The following is a 16,095-nucleotide window of genomic DNA, read 5'->3' as shown; positions in this document are numbered from 1 at the left end:
CTCTCTCCTTCGGACTCTGATCAGACCGGCGGAATCAGGCCTTGGCCCCGATGCCGCCGTCGGGGTGCACGACCCCTCCGGTGATGCCGCGGGAGCGGTCCGACGCCAGGAACACGTAGCTCCACGCGTGGTCCTGGCCGGACAGCGCGACCTGCAACGGCACCCGCGCGGCCAGCTCCTGCGCGCGGTTGGGAGCGTCGTTGAGCCGACGCTCGTCCAGGCCCAGGCTGCCGATGCCGCGCAGGTCCGTGTTCAGCGTGCCGCCGGGCGCCACGCCGTTCACCCGGATCTCGGGCGCCAGCTCGTGCGCCATCGCGGTGACCAGCCCGCGCACCGCGAACTTGGTCGACACGTAGAGCACTCCGCCACGGCCCGGGTAGTACGCCGAGGTCGACTCCGTGAGCAGGATCGAGCCGCGGCTCTCCCGCAGCGCGGGCAGAGCGGCCTTGACCGAGTGCAGGTGGGACTTGACGTTCACTCGGAAGATCTCGTCGAACGCATCGTCGATCCGGTCCGCGTCCAGCTCACCGACCCCGCGGTAGAAGTCGAACACCCCCACGCAGTTGACCAGCACGTCCAGCCCGCCGAAGGCCTCCAGGGTCGTCGCGACCGCCTGTTCGTTGGCTTCCCGTGTGGTCGCGTCCCCCATGACGACAGGCAACCCCGGGATCTCCGTGGACAGCGTGCCGCACTTGGCCTCGTCCCGCTCCAGGACGGCGACCTGGGCACCCTCGGCCCGGAAGGCGTCCACCACTGCCCGGCCGATGCCAGAACCCGCCCCGACGACCAGCGCGCGCTTGCCCTCGAGCCAGCCGCTCACGCTTCCTCCCCTTCGAACAGCGGCCCGAAGGGGTGCCCGATCATCGCCGAGAAGGTGGCCGCGTTCTGCCAGGTCAACGACTCCACCTCCAACGGACACAACGCCACCCACTGCCCGGACTTGGGCGCCTCGACCAGCAGTCGGGCCCCGTTGCGGGTCTCCACCCGCGACACCCGGATCTCGGAGAACTCGTTGCCCACGCTGATCGCCTCACCGATCTGGTGTGCCTTCAGCTCCCGCAGCTCCTCGGCCGCCTGGCGCGCGGCGTCGGCGTCCTCGGTCTCGCCCTCCCACTGGAGCCTGGTCACAGGAACACCGCCAGGTTCTGTGTCCGCAACACCGAGTCGTCCACCAGGATCGTGCGCCGCGCGAGCTGCCAGCCCTCGCCCACACGGCGCAGCAGGTCCTCCCGGCCCGCGGAGATCACCGACGCCTCCCGCACGTCGCCACGGCTGCGGTAGAGCAGCAGAGCGGTGTCCACGACGATCTCGTCCTCCTTCGCGGTGGCGAAGGTCCGCACGTTCGTGACGTGATGGCGTAGCCGCGAGGGCGGATCCTCCGTCCACGCGTGCTCGGTGAGGAACCGCGCCACCCGCCGGGCGAGCGAGTATTTGTTCTCGTCGAAGTGCGCCATGTGCGGAGCAGAGTCGTACCCGGCCATCGATGCCGTGGTCACCCGCACGGGCATGATGTAGTGGACGTCCTCGGTGATCAGGTCCAGCCAGTCGGAGTAGTTCTGGGCGTCGAGGATGTAGGCCTCCTCCACCACCCAGCGGTGGGCCTGCAGGTGCCGCGGATCGTCGAAGGGCAGGCAGGCACCCACACGCTCGGTACGCGGGGCGTGCCCGCCCAACCGGGACTGCATCGAGTAGGGCCCCCCGTTGCCGGTCGGCTTCGAGTCCCCCCTCTCCTGCGCCGGCTGGGTCTCGACGCTCACGAGCGTCCCTCCTCGGCGTCGGCCGGGACCCCGGACACCTCGACCTGCAACACCTTCTCCGCCGGCCGTTCCAGATGATCCGCCCACCGGCTCAGCAGATGCCGCTGGTTGTACTCGCCATAACCGACGTGCGCCTGACCCGGACCCGCGTACTGCTCACGCGTCAACGGCGCCACGACCTCGGTGCCGTCCTCCAACAACCCCATTCGACTGTTGAGCAGGAGCCGCCGTGCCATGGCCCCCGCCGCGGTGTTGGTCAGCGAGACCCAGTTCTCCACGTCGTCCTGCTCGAACATCCCCGTCGAACCGAAACACATCAGATACGCCTTGTAGGACAACGCCTTGAACGCCTCCGGCGCCTCCGCGTCCACCGCGAACCAGGACAACACCTCGGTCTCGTCTGGCCCCACCGGCTGCCAGGTACGCAACGAGATGAACGGCAGCACCTCCTCGGAGTCCTCGACCCGAGGCCAGTTGTGAACGAAACTCATGTTCGGGAAGATCGAAGCGGCCGAGATCATGAACCCGTCCCGACCGATCACGTCGAGCTGGTCGGCAGACCACTGCTCCTTCATCTTCTCGATCATCACGTCGGGGTAGCCGACGTAGCGGAGCTTCTCCTCGAGCGTGCCCGGGGGCAGCTTGTAGGTGGTGCCACCGCCGTTGCCCGCCCAGTAGGTGTTCCCGTCCTTGCGCTTCTCCGCCTTGGGCTCACGGAATAACCCGATCTCCACCACGGAGGTGTGCGTCTGCGGGGTGTGGTACATGTCGCCGGCGAAGTTCTCGGCACCGATCTTCCAGTTCGCCTTCACTCGCCAGCGCTGCGGACCCCGCAGCTCGATCCCACTGCCCGACTGACGGGTGTAGTAGTCGAGGAAGAAGGTGAAGTCCCCCAGGTACTCCCGCAGCGGCACCGCGTCCGGATCCAGGCTGATGAAGATCAACCCGTTGTAGAGGTCCAACGACGGCGCGGGCAGCAACGTCTGCCCCTTGCGCCGGAACCCCGCCTCACCACCGTAGGCGTCCTTGTGGAACGGCAGACCCACGATCCGTCCGTCGTTGCGGTAGGACCAGCCGTGGTACGGGCACCGGAAGTGCGAGGCGTTGCCCATCTCGGCCCGGCAGACCTGCATGCCGCGATGAAGGCACATGTTGAACATCGCGCGGACCTCACCGTCCTCACCGCGGGCAAGGATGAACGAGTCCTCCAGTACCCGCCGGACCACGTAGTCACCCGCCTGCGGGATCTCCGACTCGTGCCCCACGAACAACCACGCCCGACTGAACAGCCGCTCCTTCTCCAGCCGGAAGATCTCCTCGTCGTTGTAGATGTGCGCCGGGATCATGCCCCGCCGCACCTCCCCGAGAACGAGGTCGAGGTCACTCATCGACGACTCCTTGCCTGTTTCTGTCCATCAGAGTCGATGTCCTATTAACAGAATCTGCGATGCCCGGGCCGTATGTCAAGGGGGCCGGACACGACGACGCCCCCGCCCGAGGGACCCGGACGGGGGCGTAGGCACCGAACCTCAGCCGTGCAGGACGGTCGCCGCCTCCTCGACCGTGGCCAGCAGTACGGCTGCGATGCGGGCCTGGTCCCGCTTGGACATCCGTGACATGGGCAGTGACACGTTGAAGGCCAGCCGAGCGGGAGCCCGGCTCGGCGCGAAGGCGACGGCGACGGAGGAGACCCCCTCCTCGCTCTCCTCCGAGCTCACTGCGTAGCCGCGCCTGCGGATCTGCACGAGTTCCAGGTCCAGCTCCGTCCGACTCGACAAGCTGTGCTCGGTGAGACCCTCCAGCTCTTCCACGGGGAACAGCGCGTGGACCTCGTCCTGGGACATGTGAGCAAGCATCGCCTTCCCCGTGGACGTCGACGGCGCGGGCATCGACATGCCGAGCCGGGACGCCACGCGCACCCCCTGGGGGCTCTCGATCGCGTCGATGAACCGGACCACCGGGCCATCGAGCAGGCCGAGGTGCACCGTCTCGCGCAGCTCCGCGTTGAGCCGCTCCAGGAACGGATGCAGCTCGGCCCGGAAATCGAAGCGTTGCAGGATCGAGTACGCCACCCCCGTCAGCGCGGTCCCGGGTCGGTAGACCTTCGTGCGCGCGTCCTGCCGGACGAAGCCCCGATAGAGCAACATCGCCAGCATCCGGTGCGCGGTCGACGAGGCGACCCCGAGGTACTCACTGACGTCGGTCAGCCGCACCTCCGACTGCTCGCCGAAGAGCAGCAGGATCTTCAGCGCGTTGTCGACCGACTCGATCGGGTACTGCGGCGGCCGCCGACCGGCGCCCGTTGCCGACTCCGGCACGGTTCTCTTCACAGCAGAGATTTTACCGTATCAGACCATGACGTTGACGGCTTTGAGCTCGGTGTAGGACAGAAGCTCCTCTATGCTCTCCTCGCGCCCGATCCCGGAGGACTTGGTGCCGCCGAAGGGCATGCCCCAGAAGTGCCGCGACGAGCCGTTGACCCACACGTAGCCCGCGTCGACCCGGTCGGCGAGGGTGACCGCGGTGGACACGTCCCGGGTCCAGATGCTGGCGGTGAGCCCGAACTCCACGCCGTTGGCGACGCGGACGGCGTCGTCGAGGTGGTCGAAGGTCAGGACGGACATCACCGGCCCGAACACCTCCTCCTGCTCGATCCGCATCCCCGGCTCCACGCCCGTGAGCACGGTCGGCTCGAGGAAGTACCCCTTGTCCAGGCCCTCCGGGCGGCCACCACCGTACGCGACCGTCGCGCCCTCACCGACCGCGATCTCGACGTAGCCCCGGGCCTTGTCGTACTGCGCGCGGGAGGCCAGTGGTCCCATCCGAGTCGCCGGGTCTGTGGGAGAACCGACCGGGATCGCCGCGACCTGGTCCAGGACCTTCCCCAGCACCTCGTCAGCGACCGAGGAGTGCAGGAGCACCCGCGAGGTCGAGCCGCAGGACTGTCCCTGGGACCAGGCGAAGTTCATCCCGTTGACGGTGCCGGTGGCGGCGGCGTCGAGATCGGCGTCGGGGCAGACGATCAGGGCGTTCTTCCCGCCCAGCTCCAGACTGATCTCCTTGACCCCCACCTCCGCGGCGTCCCGCTGGATGATCCGGCCCACCCGGTCACTGCCGATGAACCCGATCCGCCGCACCAGCGGGTGCGTGACGAGCGCGCTCGCCGCCGCGGGGCCGTTCCCGGTCACCACGGACAGCAGACCGGGCGGGAGCACCTCCGCAGCCAGCTCACCGAGGCGGAGCGCGGACAACGGCGTGATGTCCGACGGTTTGAGCACGACGCCGTTGCCCGCCATCAGCGGTGCGGCGATCTTCGAGGCGGCGAAGAAGATTGGATGGTTGAACGGCACGATCCGTGCGACGACACCGAACGGCGCTCGCTTGGTGTAGTGCAGGTTCTCCGGGCTCGCCGGGACGGTCGCGCCGCCGAGGTGAGAGGCGAAGTCAGCGAACAGGTCCAGGACCTCGGCGCCCCAGGCCACGTCGTTGTACATCGCGGTCACCGGGTTGCCGGAGTCGAGCGCGTCGAGCATCGCGAACTCGTCGGCATGCGCCCGCACGACCTCCGCCAGCGCACGCAACCGGCGCCCCCGCTCCCGGACGTCCACATGCCCCCACGCCACGGCAGCGTCCGCCGCGGCACGCACCGCCGCGTCGACATCCGACGAGGACGCATCCGGCGCCACGGCCAGCGTCAACTCCGTCGCCGGACACTCCACCTCATACCCACGCCCGCCCTCTGCCGAGCGCAGAACCCCACCGATCGGCAGCCTCCACTCCCGGTCCGCGACCGCGGTGCCCGCCAGCCCAGTAGTCGTCGACACGCATCTCTCCAGTTCGAGGAAGTGGAGCCGCCGGAACGGCGGCTCCGGGACGGTCACGCGAAGAAGAGCTCCACGTCCTTCGGGTCACCCTCGACGACGACGAGGCTGGGCCCCGTGGCGTCGACCGCCTCGCGCAGGCGCGCTCGCAGCTGCGCGGGCGTACCGACCCGGCTCGCCGGGAGCCCCAAAGAGCCTGCGAGCGCGACGAAGTCGATCGGTGGCGAGTCGAAGATCCAGCCGTACTCGGACTCGCGCAGGTGGGAGTCCCCGCCGATCTTCCGTGAGCTCGCGCCGATGTCCTGCCATCCGCCGTTGTCGAGTACGACGAACACGACCCGGGAGCCCAGCTTGGCCGCGGAGTAGATCGCCGTGGCCGAGAACATGAAGCCACCGTCCCCGACGAAGACGATCACGGGCCGGTCCGGCAGGGCCAGGCTCACCCCCACCGCGGCCGGAACGGCCCACCCCTGCGCACTGGCCCGCGCCGAGATGCCGAAGTAGAGCTCGGGCTCCTCGAAGTCCCAGAGTCGCTCGGCGAAGATCGCCGCGGTGCCCGCCTGGTTGACCACCGCGCAGCCTCCTCCGACCGCGGCGAGCTCGGAGACGATGCGGCCGGCCCGCAGCGGCGAGTCCTCGAAGCCGTCGTCGACGAGTCCCTGCCGCTCGGCTCGAGCGAGCCGGCGCCGCTCGACGTAGGTGGTGTTCTCCCGTCGGCCGGAAGCCGCGGCGCAGGCCCGGACGGCATCGGTGAGTGCCGCCATGACCTGAGCCGGTGCGCCGGTCAGGGCGACGTCCGGGGTGAAGAACCGCGTGACCGCGGCCGGGTCCACGGAGTGCACGATCCGGGCCGCACCGGTGCCGACCAGCAGGTTCGGCCCGGGCCCGCGTTGCTCGGTGAGCTCGCACCCCACGTAGAGCAGGACGTCCGCCTCCGCCACGACCTCCCGGTGGTCGGACACCTTGCCCACGTACTGCGCGTGTGCGGTCGGGAACGGCATCCGCGAAGGGTACTGCTCGATGAGCACGGTGGCTCCCCACGCCTCGGCCAGGCCCACCGCCTCGTCGACGGCGCCGTAGCGGGCCACCTCCGACCCCAGCACGAGCACCGGGTCCCGGCTCTCGACCATGGCCGCGGCCGCCCGTCGAACGGCGTCCGCGTCCGCCGGGCCGGGCTCGGGAACGGCCAGGGGCCGCACGCTGTCGAGCACCGACTCGTCGACCATCTCCCCGTAGAGATCCAGCGGGAAGGCGATGTGCACGGGTCCCATCGGGGGCGTCGCCGCGATCGCGAACGCCCGTGAGAGCACCTCGGGGATGCGCTCCGCGGAGGGCACCTCGAAGCTCCACTTGGTGAACTGTTCGGTCATGTCGGTGACGTACCGGGGGACCGCCGCGTACGGGTCGCGACCGCTGACGCTGCGCGCCTCCGTGGTCGACGCCAGCACCAGCGGCACGTTGTCCGCCCAGGCCGTCGTCACGCCCATCATCGCCAGCGCGGTACCCGACGTGTGGTACACGCTCAGGAACGCGGGCCTGCCGGCGGCGAGGCCGTACCCGTTCGCCATCAGCGCGAGGTTCGTCTCGTTGAGCGCGCTGACGTAGCGCAAGGCGTCACGGTGTCGGTCCACTGCCTCCACAAGCGGCTGGATGCCGAAGCCCGCGACGTTGAAGACGTGTCCGGCCCCGAGCTTCACCAGCGTCCGGGCGATCGCCTCGGCGCCCGAGATCTTCGCCTGGGTCACTTCCCGTCCACCTTCCGGGTGTCGTCTGCCGGGGGTCCGAACGACACCACCAGGTGGCCGGGCTCGGACAGGTCCCCGTGCTCGACCGGCTGGGGACGGCGGACACGCACGTCGTAGAGACCGGGCACGGGCACCGACCGGGGCTCGATCCGAGCCCGCAGCTCGCGCCGGGACACGAACTCCGTCGGCACCCGGAGACCGTTCAGCTCGACGACCGAGTGCGGGGCGAACCAGTCACCGGTCACTTCGAGGACCGCCGCGCTCCCCGCGGGCAGGGCCGGGGGCGTCAGCACGTCGATCCGGGGGCGAGAGCGTGCGAAGGTGAACTCCTGCGGTGGCTCGGGGATGGGATTCTGATACCACGCGTGGTACTCGACGTCGACCAGCCGACCGTGCTGGACGACGTGCGCGATGGACCGCGTGTGCCGGATGTCCCGCAACGGGTCACCGTCGAGCACGACGAGGTCGGCCCGCTGGCCCGGGACGACCGAGCCCACGTCGTCGCTCTGGCCCAGGAACTCGGCGGCGACCGAGGTGGCCCCGCGCAGGGCGTCCAGCGGCGACAGGCCGATGTCCACCATCAGCTGCAGCTCGCGGTGGATGCTCAGGCCCGGGATGACGTGGCCGAGACCGGAGGCCGCCAGCAGCTTGCCGCCGCGGCGGTGGAACTCCGCCAGGATGCCCCAGAGCCTCATCAGCCCGCGCTGCGCGGCGCCCAGCTCCTCCGGGCCGGCCTGCTCCCACTCCCCGATCCGCCGGTAGCCGAGGATCTCCGCACGCACGGCCTCGGGGATGTAGCCCACGGCGGGGTTCTGCAGGAAGGCGCTGTCCTCGACCTCGTACTCCAGCACCCGCGGGCCGCCACCGCGTCCGCCCGTGTGGATCATGTCCGGCTCCAGGAAGGTGCCGCACTCGATCAGCACGTCGAGAGCCTTGTCGACCAGATCGTCATCCGCCTGGTCGAACCAGGCGAAATACGGCGGTCGGGTCGTCTTGATGGTCTGCAGGGCGAGCTGGTCGGCGCGGTCCAAAATGCTCCGCGGCACAGTCGACTCGATCATGCCGGTCGCATGGGCGAGCCCGCGCAGCCCGCGGCGAGCCGCGTCCACCCCACTCACGCTGATGTGCCCCATGGAGGGGATGCCGGCCTCACGCGCGACGGTCGCCAGCTCCTCGATCGCGTCGAGGGTCAGGAAGTTGTACGCCTTCAGGCAGTCGACCCCCTCCTCCTCGACGAGCCGGGCCGCGGCCTTCGCGGCCTGGCCGGGACCGGTGATCAGCGGATGCCAGTCCGCGAACAGCCCCCGCCCCTGCTCCTCGGTGGCGGCTCCGTGGAACATCGCCCCCGCGATCAGGAGCCGCGGGCCGAGGATGCGCCCGTCCGCGAGCCCCTCCTTCTGCGCCTGCATCCAGTGCAGCGGGAACATCGAGCCGGGGTCGAGCGCCGTCGTCGTCCCGTTCACCAGGAGTATCTCGCCCATCCAGCCCTCCCAGTGGATGTGCGTGTCGATGAGCCCAGGAATGACGTACTTGCCCGTGCAGTCGACCACCCGGACGCCGCGCTCCACCTCCCCTGCGGCCACGACGGACTCGATGCGACCCGACGCGATGTGCACGACCCGGTCGTCCAGCCAACGCCCCTCGGCCAGGTCCAGCACCGAGGCGTGGGTCAACGCCAGTCGTTCCCCGGGTGGTGAGAGATAACCCATCGTGCAACTCCATTGGTCTGGCTCGAAGGGGAGCCGGTCATTCGGCGCGGGTCATTCAGCGCAGGTCATTCAGCGTTCACTCGTTGCGAGACGTCCCAGCGCAGGGCCGACGACTCGATCATGGTGAAGACGAGGCTCACCACGACGCCCAGCACAGCCGCCAGGACCACGAACGCCCACATCTGCGCCGTCGCGCCGCCCATCTGGCGGAGCAGGATCTCCTGGCCCAGGCCATCGGCGCCCGCGATGAGCTCCGCGCCGATGCTGAGCAGGAAACCCTTCACCGCCGCGAGACGCACGCCGGTCAGCACGTACGGCAGTGCCGCGGGCAGCAGGACCCACCTGATCCGCTGGGACCGGCTCATGCGCAGGCTGCGGGCGGACTCCAGGGTGATGGCGTCGATGGAGCGCAGACCGGCCGTCGTCTGCAGCAGGATCACCCAGATGCACGTGAACACGATCAGGCTGACCTTGAACACGTCTCCGGTGCCCAACAGCAGCACCGCCATCGGGATGAACGCGATGGCCGGGGTCGACCGCAGGAAGTCGAACAGGCCGCGGGTGCTGCGTGCCGCGAACCGGGAAAGCCCGACGAGCAGCCCCAGGGCGACACCGCCGATCACGGCGATGCCGAACCCCACGAGCCACGAGGTGAAGGTGGCGCCGATCGCGCCGTAGGTCGCCGGGTCAGTGAGAACCTCGCCCAGGGCGCCGGCGACCTCCGTCGTCGTCGGCAGGATGCCCGCCCCGCCGATGTCCCACGAACCCGCCAGCTGGAGCAGCACGAGCAGCACGAGCACGATCAGGAGCGAGCCGACGCGGGGCGAGATCCGGACGCCGCCCCGCTCGGCCCGTCCGGTCGACGCGGTGGTCCTCGCGTCGGCGACGGCCACGCCCGTCGCCGAGGCACCGGTGTCGGTCGAGGTGTCCAGCTCGTCGGCTCGGGGGTTACGAAGTCGGGACATAGACCCATTCCTCCGCAGTGGGAACACGGTCGATCTGCTGGTGTGCGTGCGCGAACTCGGCGTACGCGGTGAACTTGTCCGGGGACATGCTCTCGGTGAAGTTGCCGAAGTTCTTGACACCCGCGAGGAGCGTCGGGTCCGTCTGGGTGTGCTCACGGACGACGTCTCGCATCAGCTCCGGGTCGGTGTTGGCCATCTTGGCCGCCGCCTGCATGGCCCGGCTGAACGCCGCCACGTCGGCGGCCCGGCTCGACAGTACGTCCTTCTTGCCGAAGTAGACGACGCTCGGCAGGCCGTCGATGATCTGACTCGGCGAGAACAGCTCCTTGAGCCCCATCGAGCGGGCCACCGAGAGGTAGGGCTCGAACCCCTGCCCGACGTCGAGCTGTCCGCTGTCCACCGCGCTCGGGATGTTCTGAACGGGGATCTGCACGAAGTTGATGGTGGCCGGGTCCCCGCCGTCCTGCTCGACGGTCGCCCGGATGTAGAGCTCGAGCGAGCCGCCGATGCTGTTCAGGCCGACCGTGCGGCCCGCCAGGTCGCGCGGACGGGTGATGGCGGGGTCCTTGTAGATCATCGCCTGCGTGGACTTGGCGAGGTCGCCGGTCGCAGTCGCTCCCACTCCCGCGATCGCCGAGACGGGGATCCCTCGCGTGACACTCGGGAGGAGGTCGCCGGAGCTGCCGGTCCCGATGTCGTAGTCGCCGCTGACGACCTTCGGCAGCTGCACCTGGGTGCCGCCGGTGAACGGCTCGAGCTCCACGTTGACCCCTTCGCGCTGGAAGAGACCCTGCTTCTCCGCCAGATAGGGCAGGAGGAAGTCCGAGACCTGCAGCGTGACGACCTTCAGTGGCTCACCGGGTTCGCCCGTCCCGGACCCGGAGGACCCACCGCCACACGCCGCCAGTAGCACGAGCGCCACTCCGAGACCGAGGGCTCTGCCGAGAGCGGACAAGCCTGACTTGCGATTCATAGTCCTGGTTCCTGTTCTCTACGTTGAGTGGTGTAACGGGGTCAGGGCTTACCGGTGAACGCTCGCCGCCCGCTCGTCGCGGGCCGCCGCTCCCACCGCCGACGGGGCGGCCGCGGCCCTGATCTCCTCGAAGACGGTGCTGCGCAGCTGCGCGAACAGCGGGTCCGCCCGAGTCGCCAGCTGATCGCGGTCGTCGCCGAGCCCGACGGGGATGCTCCGCGAGATCGACGCGGGCCTGCCGGACAGGATCAGCACCCGGTCCGACAGGTAGACGGACTCGTCGATATCGTGGGTGATGAGCAGGACCGAGACGCCTTCGGTCCGCTGGATCCGGCGGCTCAGGTCCTCCAGCTCGAACCTGGTCTGCGCGTCGACCGAGGCAAACGGCTCGTCCATGAGCAACAGCCGCGGGCGGCTGACGATCGCGCGCGCGATGGCCACCCGCTGCTGCATCCCGCCCGAGAGCTGCCACGGGTAGAGGTCGGCCGAGCCCGCGAGGCCAACCTCCTCGAGTGCCCGTTGCGCCTGCTCGGCCCGGCCCCTGCGCCCTTGGCCCGCGACCCGCAGCGGGAGCGCGACGTTGTCCCGGACCCGCAGCCAGGGGAACAGCGACCGCGAGTAGTCCTGGAAGACGATCGACACCCCCTCCGGCGGCCCGGAGGTCGGCAGGCCCCCGACGTGGACCGCGCCCCGGGTGGGGCGCTGCAGTCCGCCCAGGCAGCGCAGCAGGGTGGTCTTCCCGGTCCCCGACGGCCCGACGATGCAGACGAACTCCTGCTCGCCGACCTCGAGGTCGACGCCGCCGAGAACCTCGCGACGAGCGTCTCCCGACCCGAAGCTCATGCCGAGTGCCGAGGCCGCGAGCAGCGGGCCACCCGCAGCCTCGTGACGAAGGTCAGACGTCATCGGCTCGTTCTCCTCGCTCGTGGTGCCATTTCATGAACACGTTCCGCTCCAGGGCGCTGAACAGCTTGGCGGCGCCGAAGCCCACGCACCCGGCGGCCAACGCCCCCGCGTAGGCCGCGGTCATGTCGAAGCCGATCTTGCTCAGCGCCAGGTAGCGCCCCAGGCCGTGCGACGCCGTGAACAGCTCGATCGCCACCATCGCGGTCACGCTGATCGAGACCGCGAGGTTGATGCCGGCGAACACGTGCGGCGCGGCGGCGGGCAGCCTGACCATGACGAGCTTCTGTCGCCAGCTCATCCGCAGCGCGGTCGCCGTGTCGCGGAAGCCGGTGTCGACCGCCGCGACGCCCGCCACCGTGCCGAGCAGGATCGGCCAGAACGCCGCCCAGGCGATCAGCAAGATCTCGCTGAACGACCCGATGCCGAACAGGGCGATGAAGACCGGGATCAGCGCGACCACCGGGGTCGACCGGAAGATGTCGAGCACCGGCAGCAGCATCGTGCGGGCGGTCCTGGTCAGCCCCACCACGTAACCGACGGCGACTCCCAGCAGCACCGCCAGCCCGAGGCCCAGCAGAAGCCTGCCTAGGCTGGGCAGCAGGTTGGTCAGCACCGCGGAGGTGAGGAAGTCCTCGCGCAGGGAGCCGAGGATGTCCGTGAGCGGGGGGAGGAAGACGTCCGTGCTGCCCCGCGAGAGCAGGAACCAGACCAGCAGCAGGGCCACGGGCAGCCACAGCTCCACGCCGCGCCGGCCGCACCAGCGGCCGAACGCCGAGAGCCCCGTCTGCAGCGAGGAGCGCCGTTCGGGCGCTCGCCGGGGAGCGTCGATCGTCATGAGGTCATGCTCCGCTTGAAGAAGGGCACGAGCTCCTCCACGTTGTCGCACACCGCCCCGTGCGCGGGAGCGATCATGGTGGGCTTGAGCCGCGTGAGCAGCTCGTCGATGTCCGGGAATGTCCCCTCGACGTCACCGAAGCGCGTCCAGAACAGCGCCGCGTTGTTGAAGAACTGCGCCGTCTCGAGGTCTGGGGTCTCCTGTTCGGACGCCAGCCGGTCGCACTCGCCGTCCTCGTGCGGGTGCAGGAAGGCGAAGGCGTCGGAGACGAACAGGATCCCTGTCGCGCTGTCGTGCATCCACATGCTGCTGGGCAGGTCGCGCCAGACGGCGGGGACGAACGTCAGCACGCGGTCCCCCAGGTCCAGTGCCTCCCCCGCCGCGAAGTGACGGAAACTGCCGCTCGCCATCTGCTCGGGGTAGTAGAGGTGGAAGTCCCGGGTGTCACCGATGACGACTGCGTTCGGGTACTTCTCCAGCCACCGTCCCAGGAGCCCCGCGTGCGGGATCTCGGGGTGCGTCGGGAAGATGTAGTCCACTGGGGTGTCCCCCAAGAACTCGTCCAGCTGCCGTTCCATCTCCTCGGCCATCACCGGGTAGCCCGTGTCCACCAGGTACGCGCCGCCGTCGAACTTCACGACGTAGACCCCGAAGTGACCGTGGAGGAGCTTGCTCTTGTACGGCACCGGGAGGCAGCCACCTCCCCACAACACGTCGTCGCTGAGCCTGCGCGGCAGGGCGCCGCTCGCCGTCGCGACCTCGGTGACGTCGATGCTCATGCGCTCTCCTTCAGGCCCTCACGGTCGACGACGCGGGTGGGGTACGCCGGCGTCCCGACCACCAGCAGGGGAACGGGGGTCCGACTGAATTCCCGCAGCACGTCGTCGGTGTGTCTGCGCACCGTCTCGACGTTCTCGACGCCGTCGATGACCGCTCCGTGGCTGGGGCAAAGGCGTTCGATCGGGTACGCGTCGAACAACTCGTCGAGCTGGCGACGGATGGGGTCGGTGTCGGCACCGAGGAGCCAGTCGAACCTGTTCCGCAGGCCCGCCTCGACGGTCGCCCGGTCCAGCCGGTCGGACTGTCCGGGACGGACGATCGGCGTCTCGTCCGGGTCGGACAGGCTGACACAGCCCCAGGAGTCGCTGCAGAACAGGCTCCGGGTGTCAAAGTCGTAGACCCAGTTCGTCTGAAGGAGCCTCAGCGGGGCCCCGACACACCGCATCCGGCGACCGCCGGCCTCGAAGTCCTGGTTCTGCGCCATGGCCATCGGCTCGAAATCGGAGATCGACCTGACGTGCGCGTCGACGTGGGCGTCCTCGAAGGCGTCCATGAAGCTCATCACCGTGTCGCTGCCCAGCACGAAGTTCGACAGCAGCGACGTGAACAGCTGGTTGAGCGTGAACCTCCTGGACAGCCACGGGAAGTTGACCAGGGTGTCGAAGTTGTACCTGGTCATGACGACGTCGATGAGGGAGCTCGCCCCCAGGACGTGGTCGAGGCCCTCCGCCAGGGAGTCCCGCAGTGCGGTCACCGAGGTGTCGATGACCACCGACGCCCCGTCACGCCGGAGCACGTGGGTCTGCATCGGCAGCCAGCGGCCCGGCGCCACGGGCGCCCAGCACTGGCGCCCGTCTGCGGGCACGACCCCGCCGACCATGAACAGTTCCTCGACGACCTCGTGAACCGACCTCGGCAATGCGACGTTGCCTTGCACTTTCTCCCACCTCGTGTGCTCGAGCGCCGACCTCACGGTCGTCGCTGGGCGGTGTCTCCAACGTACTGTTGTCGATCCGACTTCTTGTGTCAAGCATGACTTTCTGTAGAACAGAGGCTATTCGCCGTCCTCGGCCCGGCCCGCCGACGAGGCCCCGCCGACGGCGGCCATCACGAGGTCAGCGCGTCAGCGCGACGTACTTGGCCTCGAGATACTCGTACAGCGCACCCGGTCCGCCTTCACGGCCGAGACCGGAGGACTTCACCCCGCCGAAGGGTGCCGCCGAGTCGTTGATGAGACTGCGGTTGACACCGACCATCCCGCACTCGAGCCGGTCGGCGACCTCGAGGGCCTCCCGGACGTCCTCGCTGAAGACGTAGCCGGCCAGACCGCGCGCGGAATCGTTGGCCAGCGCGACCGCCGCGTCGGTGGAGTCGACCCGGTAGATCGCCGCGACGGGAGCGAAGATCTCCTCCTCCGCGAGGGCCGTGCCGGGACGGATGTCGGTGATGATCGTCGGCTGGAGGAAGTGCCCCTCCCCCGCCACGACGTCGCCGCCGGTGAGCACCGTGGCGCCGCTCTCGCGGGCCTCGCGGATCATGCCCAGCGACCGCTCCCGCTGTCGTGCCGAGATCATCGGTCCGACGTCGGTGCCGGGCGCGAAGCCATCCCCGACGACGAGCTGCTCGGTGAGCGCGACGAAGCGGTCAAAGAAGCGGTCGGCGACCGCCTCGTGGACGAGGATCCGGTTCGCCGTGGTGCAGACCTGGCCCGCGTTGCGGAACTTGCACAGGACCGCCTGGCGGGCGGCGTGCTCGACGTCGGCGCGTTCGAGCACGAGGAACGGTCCGTCCCCGCCGAGCTCCATGGACGCGCTGATCACGTGCGGGGCGGCCTGTGTGAGCAGCTGGGCGCCCACCGCCGTCGACCCGGTGAAGCTGATCTTGCGCAGCCGCGGGTCCGCCATCACCGAGGCCGAGATCGCCTGGTCGTGGGTGGTGGGCAGGACGTTGAGCACGCCGGGGGGCAGACCGGCGTCGGCGAACGCCTCGACGAGCAGCAACGCCGTCAGCGGGGTCTCCGCGGCGGGCTTGAGCACCACCGTGCAACCCGCCGCCAGCGCGGCGGCGAGCTTGCGGGCCGGCATCAGCAGCGGGAAGTTCCACGGCGTGATCAGCAGGCTCGGACCGATCGGCTCGTAGCGGGTGACGATGTCGTAGCCGCCGTGCGAGCCGGGCCCCACGTGCCCGTGCAGGTCGGAAATGCGTTCGATCGCGAAGTCGACGCTCTCGATCGAGCCCGCGACCTCCGCCCGTGACTCGGACAGCGGTTTCCCGCTCTCCAGCGTCATCACCGTCGCCACGTCCTCGGCACGCTCCTCGAGCAGGTCGCGACCGCGGCGGAGCAGGGCCGCGCGCGCCCGGGGCACCACCGCCCGCCACGCGGCCTGCGCCTTGGCCGCCGCCACCAGCGCGGTCGTGGCGTCGGGGACGGTGGCGTCGGCGACCCGGGCGAGCACTGTGCCGGTCGCCGGGTTCTCCACCTCGAACGAGCGGGAGTCGGCCGCGTCCACCCAGGCCCCGTCGACGTGGAGCCGCGACGGCGTCGGGCGAGGGACGCGGTCCAGGGTTCGGGAGTCGTTCGCGATTCCCAGGGTCGTCATTGTC

Annotated in this window: 15 protein-coding genes; all 15 read right to left on the bottom strand. The window is 69.7% G+C overall.

The features are described 5' to 3' along the window. Nucleotides 1-34 precede the first annotated feature (34 nt). Nucleotides 35-820: a 3-(cis-5,6-dihydroxycyclohexa-1,3-dien-1-yl)propanoate dehydrogenase gene (gene hcaB, locus ABZ863_RS27015; protein ID WP_358541013.1), complete on the bottom strand. Its 786-nt coding sequence runs from the start codon at nt 818-820 to the stop codon at nt 35-37. Further along, entirely contained in the window at nt 817-1,128 is a 312-nt protein-coding gene (locus ABZ863_RS27010; protein WP_358541011.1) for a hypothetical protein, read from the bottom strand. Before ABZ863_RS27010 ends, hcaB begins: the two co-directional genes overlap by 4 nt. After that, a complete protein-coding gene (locus ABZ863_RS27005; RefSeq protein ID WP_358541008.1) occupies nt 1,125-1,757 on the bottom strand; it encodes a 3-phenylpropionate/cinnamic acid dioxygenase subunit beta in 633 nt (210 codons plus the stop codon). The genes ABZ863_RS27010 and ABZ863_RS27005 overlap by 4 nt, the downstream gene beginning before the upstream one ends. Further along, a complete protein-coding gene (locus ABZ863_RS27000; protein WP_358541006.1) occupies nt 1,754-3,145 on the bottom strand; it encodes a Rieske 2Fe-2S domain-containing protein in 1,392 nt (463 codons plus the stop codon). The genes ABZ863_RS27005 and ABZ863_RS27000 overlap by 4 nt, the downstream gene beginning before the upstream one ends. 141 nt (nt 3,146-3,286) lie before the next feature. Continuing rightward, on the bottom strand, nt 3,287-4,087 hold the full coding sequence (locus ABZ863_RS26995) for an IclR family transcriptional regulator (RefSeq protein ID WP_358541003.1): 801 nt from the start codon (nt 4,085-4,087) through the stop codon (nt 3,287-3,289). Between the two features lie 18 nt (nt 4,088-4,105). Beyond that, nucleotides 4,106-5,638, bottom strand: a complete 1,533-nt coding sequence (locus ABZ863_RS26990; protein WP_358541000.1) for an aldehyde dehydrogenase family protein — start codon at nt 5,636-5,638, stop codon at nt 4,106-4,108. Continuing rightward, complete coding sequence (locus tag ABZ863_RS26985; protein WP_358540997.1) at nt 5,635-7,323, bottom strand: thiamine pyrophosphate-binding protein; 1,689 nt, start codon at nt 7,321-7,323, stop codon at nt 5,635-5,637. The genes ABZ863_RS26990 and ABZ863_RS26985 overlap by 4 nt, the downstream gene beginning before the upstream one ends. Then, the gene (locus tag ABZ863_RS26980; protein ID WP_358540994.1) at nt 7,320-9,032 is read right to left on the bottom strand and encodes an amidohydrolase family protein; all 1,713 of its coding nucleotides are present in this window, start codon (nt 9,030-9,032) and stop codon (nt 7,320-7,322) included. Before ABZ863_RS26980 ends, ABZ863_RS26985 begins: the two co-directional genes overlap by 4 nt. A gap of 65 nt (nt 9,033-9,097) precedes the next feature. Next, nucleotides 9,098-9,997 (bottom strand): ABC transporter permease subunit, encoded by a 900-nt coding sequence (locus ABZ863_RS26975; RefSeq protein ID WP_358540992.1) that lies wholly within the window; start codon nt 9,995-9,997, stop codon nt 9,098-9,100. Next, nucleotides 9,981-10,970 carry an ABC transporter substrate-binding protein gene (locus ABZ863_RS26970; protein ID WP_358540989.1) on the bottom strand — a complete coding sequence of 330 codons (990 nt, stop codon included), beginning with the start codon at nt 10,968-10,970 and terminating at the stop codon, nt 9,981-9,983. The genes ABZ863_RS26975 and ABZ863_RS26970 overlap by 17 nt, the downstream gene beginning before the upstream one ends. 48 nt (nt 10,971-11,018) lie before the next feature. Further along, complete coding sequence (locus tag ABZ863_RS26965) at nt 11,019-11,876, bottom strand: ABC transporter ATP-binding protein (protein ID WP_358540987.1); 858 nt, start codon at nt 11,874-11,876, stop codon at nt 11,019-11,021. Continuing rightward, nucleotides 11,866-12,711, bottom strand: coding sequence for an ABC transporter permease subunit (locus tag ABZ863_RS26960; protein WP_358540985.1), 846 nt, complete (start codon nt 12,709-12,711; stop codon nt 11,866-11,868). The genes ABZ863_RS26965 and ABZ863_RS26960 overlap by 11 nt, the downstream gene beginning before the upstream one ends. Continuing rightward, nucleotides 12,708-13,490, bottom strand: a complete 783-nt coding sequence (locus tag ABZ863_RS26955) for an MBL fold metallo-hydrolase (protein ID WP_358540982.1) — start codon at nt 13,488-13,490, stop codon at nt 12,708-12,710. Before ABZ863_RS26955 ends, ABZ863_RS26960 begins: the two co-directional genes overlap by 4 nt. After that, nucleotides 13,487-14,428 carry a hypothetical protein gene (locus ABZ863_RS26950; protein ID WP_358540979.1) on the bottom strand — a complete coding sequence of 314 codons (942 nt, stop codon included), beginning with the start codon at nt 14,426-14,428 and terminating at the stop codon, nt 13,487-13,489. The genes ABZ863_RS26955 and ABZ863_RS26950 overlap by 4 nt, the downstream gene beginning before the upstream one ends. 178 nt (nt 14,429-14,606) lie before the next feature. After that, the gene (locus ABZ863_RS26945; protein WP_358540976.1) at nt 14,607-16,091 is read right to left on the bottom strand and encodes an NAD-dependent succinate-semialdehyde dehydrogenase; all 1,485 of its coding nucleotides are present in this window, start codon (nt 16,089-16,091) and stop codon (nt 14,607-14,609) included. Nucleotides 16,092-16,095 lie beyond the last annotated feature (4 nt).

Source organism: Saccharomonospora sp. NPDC046836, from assembly GCF_040645195.1.
Taxonomy (GTDB): domain Bacteria; phylum Actinomycetota; class Actinomycetes; order Mycobacteriales; family Pseudonocardiaceae; genus Prauserella_A.
Note: the sequence above shows the minus strand (reverse complement) of the source record. Positions and strands in the feature narration are given on the sequence as shown.

What these genes read in the sequence shown, in the direction of transcription:
- ABZ863_RS26970 (WP_358540989.1), bottom strand. Translation starts at nt 10,970, where the DNA reads ATGAATCGCAAGTCAGGCTTGTCCGCTCTCGGCAGAGCCCTCGGTCTC.
- ABZ863_RS26980 (WP_358540994.1), bottom strand. Translation starts at nt 9,032, where the DNA reads ATGGGTTATCTCTCACCACCCGGGGAACGACTGGCGTTGACCCACGCC.
- ABZ863_RS26960 (WP_358540985.1), bottom strand. Translation starts at nt 12,711, where the DNA reads ATGACGATCGACGCTCCCCGGCGAGCGCCCGAACGGCGCTCCTCGCTG.
- ABZ863_RS27000 (WP_358541006.1), bottom strand. Translation starts at nt 3,145, where the DNA reads ATGAGTGACCTCGACCTCGTTCTCGGGGAGGTGCGGCGGGGCATGATC.
- ABZ863_RS26975 (WP_358540992.1), bottom strand. Translation starts at nt 9,997, where the DNA reads ATGTCCCGACTTCGTAACCCCCGAGCCGACGAGCTGGACACCTCGACC.
- ABZ863_RS26945 (WP_358540976.1), bottom strand. Translation starts at nt 16,091, where the DNA reads ATGACGACCCTGGGAATCGCGAACGACTCCCGAACCCTGGACCGCGTC.
- ABZ863_RS26965 (WP_358540987.1), bottom strand. Translation starts at nt 11,876, where the DNA reads ATGACGTCTGACCTTCGTCACGAGGCTGCGGGTGGCCCGCTGCTCGCG.
- ABZ863_RS26955 (WP_358540982.1), bottom strand. Translation starts at nt 13,490, where the DNA reads ATGAGCATCGACGTCACCGAGGTCGCGACGGCGAGCGGCGCCCTGCCG.